General features: G+C 58.1%; 2 protein-coding genes and 1 pseudogene. All 3 read left to right on the plus strand.

Annotation, left to right across the window (positions count from 1 at the left end; translation table 11 throughout):
• A partial coding sequence (locus tag IVB13_RS15740; RefSeq protein ID WP_247488591.1) for an FCD domain-containing protein occupies positions 1–125 on the plus strand: 125 nt, incomplete at its 5' end.
• Between the two features lie 162 nt (positions 126–287).
• Positions 288–647, plus strand: a complete 360-nt coding sequence (locus IVB13_RS15745) for a Dabb family protein (RefSeq protein WP_247489533.1) — start codon at positions 288–290, stop codon at positions 645–647.
• Positions 648–762: 115 nt separating this feature from the next.
• Positions 763–1,010, plus strand: a pseudogene (locus tag IVB13_RS15750) (aminodeoxychorismate synthase, component I); the annotation flags it as partial.

The following is a 1,010-nucleotide window of genomic DNA, read 5'->3' on the forward strand; positions in this document are numbered from 1 at the left end:
CGCGATCCAATCAGGATCACCGCCTGATTCTGCAGGCACTGCGAGCGCGCAACGTCGATCAAGCCTGCAACCTGCTCGCACGCCACATTCAAACGATTGAGCGCCTTGCCCTTCCCGCGTCCTGACCAGAATGAGATTGGCGGGCTCCGCTTCAGACCACAGGCCATCGCAAGAGTGTCAAACCCTGTCTGTTTGCCGCGCGAGGCGGCATGTGGCGCTAGCGTTGCAGCGGGCTCGATTCCAAGATAGCTATGCGACCTGCTCGCGATTTTAACCCATGGCCATCAATGATCCGTCACATCGTCTTGTTTACCGCCAAGGATAAGGCCCATATCGACCAAATGATCGAAGGCCTATCGCTTCTCACCACGATCTCGCATGCCCGGCGGCTCGAGATTGCTCGCAATCGCAAGGCCGACCAGTTCGGCAACGATATCGACGTCGTGGTCTACGGTGAGTTCGACAACGAGGCGGAACTCGCAGCCTACAAAGCGCATGAGCTCTACCAGGAATCGATCAGGCGAGCACGACCGCTGCGCGAGCTGCGCCTCGCGGCCGACTATGACGTATCAACAGATGCGCGTTTCGTCTCAGCGGCAGGCGTAGTCCAACTTAGTCCGCGCATCGTATCCCCCGACGGGGCTTAGTCTGACAGTCAATCTCGAGAGCTTGCGGCGCTCCGACCAGCGTCGCTCTCGTTGTGGTCGGGATCATAATCGAAGCGTGTCTAACAGCACGCCAGTCAGCGGTGACTCATAGGCGATGCACGTCCGTGAACTACAGTGGATTGAGCCTATCAAAGCGGTGCAACGTCTCGCGCATCGACCGCACCTCTCGTTTCTCGATAGCGCAGCAACGCATGAGTTGCTCGGGCGTTACTCATATGTGACCTGCGATCCATTCAGCACCTACATAGTCGCGGGTGGACGGGCGAGTTGCGACGGCGAAGATATCGATGGCGATCCATGGGAAGTTCTTCGCACTCTTCTCGCCAACTATCCGCAAGAGCA

Source organism: Bradyrhizobium sp. 17, from assembly GCF_023073515.1.
Lineage (GTDB): Bacteria > Pseudomonadota > Alphaproteobacteria > Rhizobiales > Xanthobacteraceae > Bradyrhizobium > Bradyrhizobium canariense_D.